This window comes from Streptomyces sp. NRRL WC-3549, assembly GCF_000721935.1.
Lineage (GTDB): Bacteria > Actinomycetota > Actinomycetes > Streptomycetales > Streptomycetaceae > Streptomyces.
Genome location: NZ_KL585405.1, coordinates 33,911 through 40,153, shown reverse-complemented (window position 1 = coordinate 40,153; position 6,243 = coordinate 33,911). Strand labels below are relative to the sequence as shown.

The window sequence follows — 6,243 nt, the reverse complement described above, 5'->3', positions numbered from 1 at the left end:
GAGATGTGTATAAGAGACAGGGGCTCCACGGTGTCGGCGAAGGCGTTGGCGTGGGTGAGGAAGGCCTCCCGGAAGTCGGTGTCACCGCCCGGGAGAGCCTCGATGAACAGCCACAGGTCCCCGGAGAGCGCATGCTCCTGGTAGCGGCGCAGCGCCTGGGTCATGCCCCGCTCCGCGAGGAACGCGCTGACGGCGGAGACCGCGGTGACCCGGTCCCGGATGCCCTTGGCCACCGCACGCCGGGTGGTGATCGATCCGTCGCGGTCCCGCCAGTGGTAGACGGGCTCCTCCACCACGTCGACGCCCTGGGCCAGGAAGTGCGCGGGCAGGACCACGGCGATGTCCTCGTACAGCACCCCGGTGGGGAAGGTGAAGGCGTGCCGGTCCCAGAAGGCCCTGCGGAAGACCTTGTTGCAGGCGATGCGGTCGCCGAGCAGGACCCAGTCCCGGGTGACGTGGGTGGCCCGGCGGGCCTTCTCCATCGGTCTGCGGAACATCGGGGACTGCTCCAGCGCCCCGCCGGCCCGCAGCCGCAGGACGTTGCCGGTGGCGAAGTCCGAGCCGGAGGCGTCCAGTTCGCCGAGCATGCGCGCGTAGGCACCGGGGGGCACGACGTCGTCGCTGTCGACGAAGGCGAGGAACTCCCCGTCCGGGTGGGCCTGTCCGGCCCCGGCGTTGCGTGCGGCGCCGAGCCCGGCGTTCTCCTGCCGGATCAGGCGGAAGCGCGGGTCCTTCCGGGAGAACTCCAGCGCCACTGCCGGGCTGTTGTCCGTGGAGCCGTCGTCGACCATGACGACCTCCAGATCGGCCATGGTCTGGGCGGCCAGCGACTCCAGGCAGGCTCCGAGGTACTCCTCGACGTTGTAGAGCGGGACGACGACGGTGAGACGGGGTGCCATGCGCTGCGCACGATCCTTCCGGGCGGCCAACTTCGGTCAACGGGTTGCTCGGACCGGCCGGCGCGTGGACGGCCGGTCGGTCTTATTGACGAACGAGCCCCGTGCCGGGAAGGCAACGGGGCTCGCGACGGCCGTCGGCCGGGGGCGGGTTCAGGGTTTGACCGCGATCCGGCCCTCGTCCATGCGCAGCAGCAGCAGCCGCTCGCCCGTCTCCTGGAGGAACTCGTCCACGGCCTGGCGCGATCCCTGCCAGTACCCGTAGTCGTCGATCAGGAGGACGCCCCCGCTCACCAGGCGCCCGTACAGGTGTTCCAGCTCGTGTTTGGTCGACGCGTACCAGTCGGTGTCCAGCCGGAGGATCGCGATCTGCTCCGGGGCCTGCCCGGGGACGGTGTCCTCGACCTTGCCCGGCACGTAGTGGACGCGCTCCTCCGGGTACGGGACGCCCGCGAACCCCTCCCGTACGTCCTCCAGCGAGGCGACGGCCCAGATCGGCCGGTCCCGGCCCTGGGCGTCCAGCAGCTCCCGGGCGGACCTGCCGTCACGCCGCAGGTCCTCCGCGGTGGGCGGGGTCATGCCCTCGTACGTGTCGAAGAGGTACAGGTCCCGGTCCGTCTCGCCGAGCGACAGCAGGGTCTTGGCGCAGGCCTGCATCGACCCGCCGCGCCAGACACCGCACTCCACGACGGCACCCGGGATGCCGTGCCGGGCGATGTACCGGGTCGCCAGCACGAAGGCGTTGAGGCGCTCCGGTGAGGTCATCGTGTACGGCTTGACCGCGCGGATGATGTCCTTCGCCTCGTCGTCGTAGTCCGCGGGGAACTGCGGCGCCGGCTTCTTCTTCGCCGGTGCCTCCGCCGCCCTCGCGACCACGGCCGCCGCCCCGTCCCGGGCCGGGGCGGCGGCGCGGGGGGCGGGCACGGTCACACGCCGGAGCTGATAGCCGGTGAGTTGCTGAAGGACGCCGTTGACGGCGTTGCGCCAAGCCATGGGGCGGGACAGTACGCGCGGTTTGCGGCTCATGTCATCTTTCGTCAACCTGCGGTTGATGGGGCCGTCCGGCTGTCCGGACGCCCGCACCGCTCCCGTCCGTCGAGCGGGCGCGGCAGCGGCACCCGGTCCACGCCGCCGGCCCGGTTGGCCCACCACACCGCCGTCTCCCGTACGGCGAAGTCGGCCAGCCGGTTCTTCAGCCGGGTCACCGGCCGGCGGTGGGGGTGCGGCCGGCGGAAGACGCCCACCGAGTCACCCCAGTAGGCGGCCTTGGCGTCGATGGAGCCGTAGTCGTGCCAGATGCCTTTGACCGGCGGGAAGTCGGTGTACGCCTCGCAGAGTTCGAGGCGGGAGTGGGCGGCCAGCGCGCGGAAGCCGTCGGGGTAGTAGCGCCAGCAGTCCTGGGCGTCGTGGGCGTGGCCGCGCGAGGGTGCGGTGATGAAGGCATAACCGCCCGGCCTGAGCACCCGGGCGATCTCCAGCATCGACGCCCAGAAGAACGGGATGTGCTCGAACGCCTGCCCCGAGAGGACGACGTCGGCGCTCCGGGACCTGGCGGGGATCCGGTAGGGCCGGGTCATCACCGCGTCCACGTTGGGCCCGTCGAGCACGTCCACGCCCACGTAGTCGATGTCGTGGCCGGACAGCAGCCCCCGGTGCGTGCGGGTCTGCTGCCCGGAGATCCGTGAGCCGAGGTCCACCACCCGGTGTCTGCGGGACGTGGGCAGGTACTCCTGGATGCAGAGCTCCATCTGCTCGTAGGCGGACCGGTGCATGGCCTTCTCCCAACGTTGCGGTGTACGCGCGCTGTTGAACACAACGACGGCGGGGCGGACAGGGGTCGCCCCGTACGGGTGACGCGCCGCTCACCCGGGGCCGAGCGAGAAGAGCCGCCGCACCACCCGCTCCGCCGCGCGCCCGTCGTCGTACGGGCAGAACCGGTCGCGGAACGCGGTGCGCAGCGCGGCGGCCTCGGGGGAGCGCCACGCCCCGGTCAGCAGCAGCTCCCGCAGTTCGTCCTGGGTGGTGGCGACCGCTCCCGGGGTGTCTCCGGGGCGACCGGAGAGCAGGTCGATGTAGGTGCCGCGCGCCGCCCGGTAGGCCGCCCAGTCCGGGGCGTAGGTGATGATCGGGCGGTCCAGGCAGGCGTAGTCGAACATCAGGGACGAGTAGTCGGTGATCAACGCGTCCGAGGCGAGGCAGAGTTCCTCGACCGAGGGGTGCCCGGTGACGTCGACGGTCCGCTCCGCCGCCGGGCGCCCGGCCGGGTGCCCGTAGAAGTAGTGGGCCCGCACCAGGAGCACGTACTCCTCGCCCAGGTCGCGTGCGAGCCGTTCCGGGTCGAGGTGGGGGACGAAGCCCCTGCGGTAGTCGCGGTGGGTCGGCGCGTACAGCAGGACCGTGCGCCCCGGGGCGATGCCCAGCTGTGCCCGGATCTTGCCGGTGCGCTCCGGGGTGGCGGTGAAGTAGACGTCGTTGCGCGGGTATCCGGCCGCCAGGTGCTCGTACCGGGCCGGGTAGACCCGGTCCCAGACCTCGGTGGTGTGCGGGTTGGCGGTCAGGCTGAGGTCCCACTGGTCGGCGTGGGCGAGGATCCGCTCGTAGCTGACGCCGCCGGTGAGGGCGGGGTACGGCAGTTGGTCCAGGCCCATGGTCTTCAGCGGGGTGCCGTGGTGGGTCTGGAGGTAGACCTGGCCGGGGCGCTTGGTGAAACCGCCCGGGAAACTGGAGTTGTTGACGAGGTAGGTGGCGGTGGCCATGGCCCGCCAGTAGGCCCGGGACCCCTCGATCACGTAGGGCACCCCGGGAGGCATCCTGTCCAGATGGCGCGAGGAGACGGCCCAGACCCCGCGGATGTGCGGGGCGAGCTCACGGGCCTTGGCGTGGACGGCGGCCGGATTGCAGGCGACGCCCCGGTTCCAGTACGCCCCGTAGACCGCCAGGTGCGGATCGAGCGACCGGTGCAGGTCCGTGCGGTAGGCGGCCCGCATCACCCGGGTGCGCAGCGCCTTGCGACCGGCTCCCAGGGTGGTGCGCGCCCGCGCGCGCTGGGCGCGCACGGTCTCCCGGGTGCGGTGGGAGACGTACCGGCCGGGGAGGGCCGCCGCCCGGAAGAACGCCCGGCGGTCCCCCGGGGCGATCCGGCCGGGGTCCTCCAGGACCGCCTCCAGGTGTGCGGTGCGCAGGGCGGCGACGCGCGGATCGCCACCGGTCGCGGCCGTGAGCCGCGCGTAGGCGTCGATGACCGCGAAGTGCGCGCGCCCGGGCGTCGTGGCGAAGGTTCCGGTGCGGCGCAGCCGGTGGCGTACGCAGACCCGGTCGAGCACGGCCAGGGTGGCGGTGTCGGCGGCGAGCAGGGCGGCCCGGTGCACGGGTACGACGTCGTCGTACGGCCCCTCGGTGAAGCCCAGCCCGTGCGCGGCCCAGAAGGCGCGGCGGAAGAGCTGGTTGCGGGCCGCGGGGAGGGTGCCGTCGCCCGGCCGGGTCGCGCCCCACCAGTCGACGAGGTCGTGGCCCAGCCGCAGGACGTCGGGACGGTCCGCCGCCAGCCTCTCGGCGACGGCCGCCAGGGCCCCCGGGAGCAGCAGGTCGTCGCCGTCCAGGAAGAGCAGGTAGTCGCCCCGGGCCTCGGCGGCCCCCGCGTTGCGCGCCGCGCCCTCGGGGTGCTCACCGGAGCACCCGGCACGCAGCACCCGCACCCGGGGGTCGCGTTCGGCGAACTCCCGGGCGATGGCCGGGCCGCCGTCCGGCGCCCCGGCCTCGACGGCGATCAGTTCCCAGTCGGCGGGACAGGCGGCCGAGGCCTCTTCCGTCACCGATTCCAGTGCCGCCCTCAGGTGTCCCTGGACGCGGTGGACGGGCATGACGACGCTCAGGAGCATGGCAGCCGAGCGTAGTGCGGCCGGTGCGCCGCCCCTCCCCGCATTCACCCGTTCGGGTCAGCTCAGGTGACCCGGGGCGTCTGACCCGGTTGAGCTGTGCATGAAGCCACTCCTCAGCGTCGTCGTCCCCGTGCACAACGTCGAGGAGTACCTGGAGGAGTGCCTCACCTCGCTGGCCCGCCAGTCGCTCCGGGCGCTCGAGGTGGTGGTGGTCGACGACGGATCGACCGACGGCAGCCGCCGGATCGCGGAGGGGTTCGCCGCCCGGGACGGCCGCTTCCGCTGCGTCCACCAGCCCAACGCGGGCCTGAGCGCGGCGCGTAACACCGGGGTCGCGCACACCACCCCCGGCGTCCCGTACCTGGCGTTCGCGGACAGCGACGACCTCGTCGTGACCGACGCGTACGAACGGATGCTGGCGTCCCTGGAGTCGACCGGGTCCGACCTGGTGACGGGCAACGTGTGGCGGCTGACCGGGCAGGGGCAGCGGCAGGCCTGGCAGTACCGCTGGCTGAGGGCCGACCACCCCCGCACCCACGTCACCCGCGACCCCCGGCTGCTGGCCGACCGGGTCGCCTGGAACAAGGTCTTCCGGCGCTCCTTCTGGGACCGGCACGCCTTCGCCTTCCCGGTCGGCAAGCTCTACGAGGACGCCCCGGTGATGATCCCGGCGCACTTCCTCGCCCGGTCGGTGGACGTGCTGCACCGGCACGTCTACCTCTGGCGGGTCCGCGAGGGCTCGATCACCCGGCGGCGTACGGACGTCCGGGGCGTACGGGACCGGATCGCCGCCTGCGAACAGGTCAGCGCGTTCCTCGCGGACCGCGGTGCCGGACAGCGCGAGCGGTACGACGCCTCCTGTCTGCGCGACGACTTCGTGTACTTCCTGGAGGGCCTCCCGATGGGCGGGCCCGCCTACCGGGAGGCGTTCATGGCGGACGCGGGCGCCTTCCTGGACCGCGCGGGCGACGCGGTGCTCGACGGCCTGCCGGCCGAGGCCCGGATCAGGTGGCGGCTGGTGCGCGAGCGCGCGCTGGACGAACTGCTGGCCGTCCTCGCCTTCGAACGGGCCAACGGGACGGGCACGTTCACCGTCCGCGGGCTGCCCGGGCGGCGCCGTGCGGTGCACCCCGGGGTCGCGGGCGGGGCCGTCGCGGCACGGCTCGGCCGGGGCGACCTCCCGGCCGTGGCCCGGCTCGTGGCGGCGTCCTGGGGCGCGGACGGGCGGCTCACCCTGCGCGGCTACGCCTACATCCGCAACCTCCCGGCCGACGCCCCCCGCCACGCGCTGAAGGCGGCGCTGGTGCGCGAGGCGGGCGGCGGACGGCCGCGGACCGTGCCGGTGCGGACGGTGCGGATGCCCGAGGCCACCGCCGGCTCCGGCCAGGAGTCGCACTGCTACGACCACGCGGGCTTCGAGATGGTCCTCGACCCCGGCCGGCTGGGCCCCTGTCTCTTATACACATCTC

General features: G+C 73.3%; 4 protein-coding genes and 1 pseudogene. 1 reads left to right on the top strand and 4 read right to left on the bottom strand.

Annotation, left to right across the window (positions count from 1 at the left end):
* The 4 genes and pseudogenes from IH13_RS0118185 to IH13_RS0118170 form a co-directional block, all read right to left on the bottom strand.
* Positions 1-899, bottom strand: a pseudogene (locus IH13_RS0118185) (glycosyltransferase family 2 protein); the annotation flags it as partial.
* A 150-nt stretch (positions 900-1,049) separates the two neighbouring features.
* Entirely contained in the window at positions 1,050-1,922 is an 873-nt protein-coding gene (locus IH13_RS0118180; protein ID WP_031085731.1) for a TylF/MycF/NovP-related O-methyltransferase, read from the bottom strand.
* 11 nt (positions 1,923-1,933) lie between these two features.
* Positions 1,934-2,668, bottom strand: a complete 735-nt coding sequence (locus IH13_RS0118175) for a methyltransferase domain-containing protein (RefSeq protein WP_031085730.1) — start codon at positions 2,666-2,668, stop codon at positions 1,934-1,936.
* A gap of 90 nt (positions 2,669-2,758) precedes the next feature.
* Positions 2,759-4,774, bottom strand: a complete 2,016-nt coding sequence (locus IH13_RS0118170) for a bifunctional glycosyltransferase/CDP-glycerol:glycerophosphate glycerophosphotransferase (protein ID WP_031085728.1) — start codon at positions 4,772-4,774, stop codon at positions 2,759-2,761.
* Between the two features lie 100 nt (positions 4,775-4,874).
* Between IH13_RS0118170 and IH13_RS0118165 the strand changes: the two genes are divergently transcribed.
* Positions 4,875-6,243 (top strand): glycosyltransferase (locus IH13_RS0118165; protein WP_158791206.1); only part of this gene is annotated, 1,369 nt, incomplete at its 3' end.

What these genes read in the sequence shown, in the direction of transcription:
- IH13_RS0118170 (WP_031085728.1), bottom strand. Translation starts at nt 4,774, where the DNA reads ATGCTCCTGAGCGTCGTCATGCCCGTCCACCGCGTCCAGGGACACCTG.
- IH13_RS0118180 (WP_031085731.1), bottom strand. Translation starts at nt 1,922, where the DNA reads ATGAGCCGCAAACCGCGCGTACTGTCCCGCCCCATGGCTTGGCGCAAC.
- IH13_RS0118175 (WP_031085730.1), bottom strand. Translation starts at nt 2,668, where the DNA reads ATGCACCGGTCCGCCTACGAGCAGATGGAGCTCTGCATCCAGGAGTAC.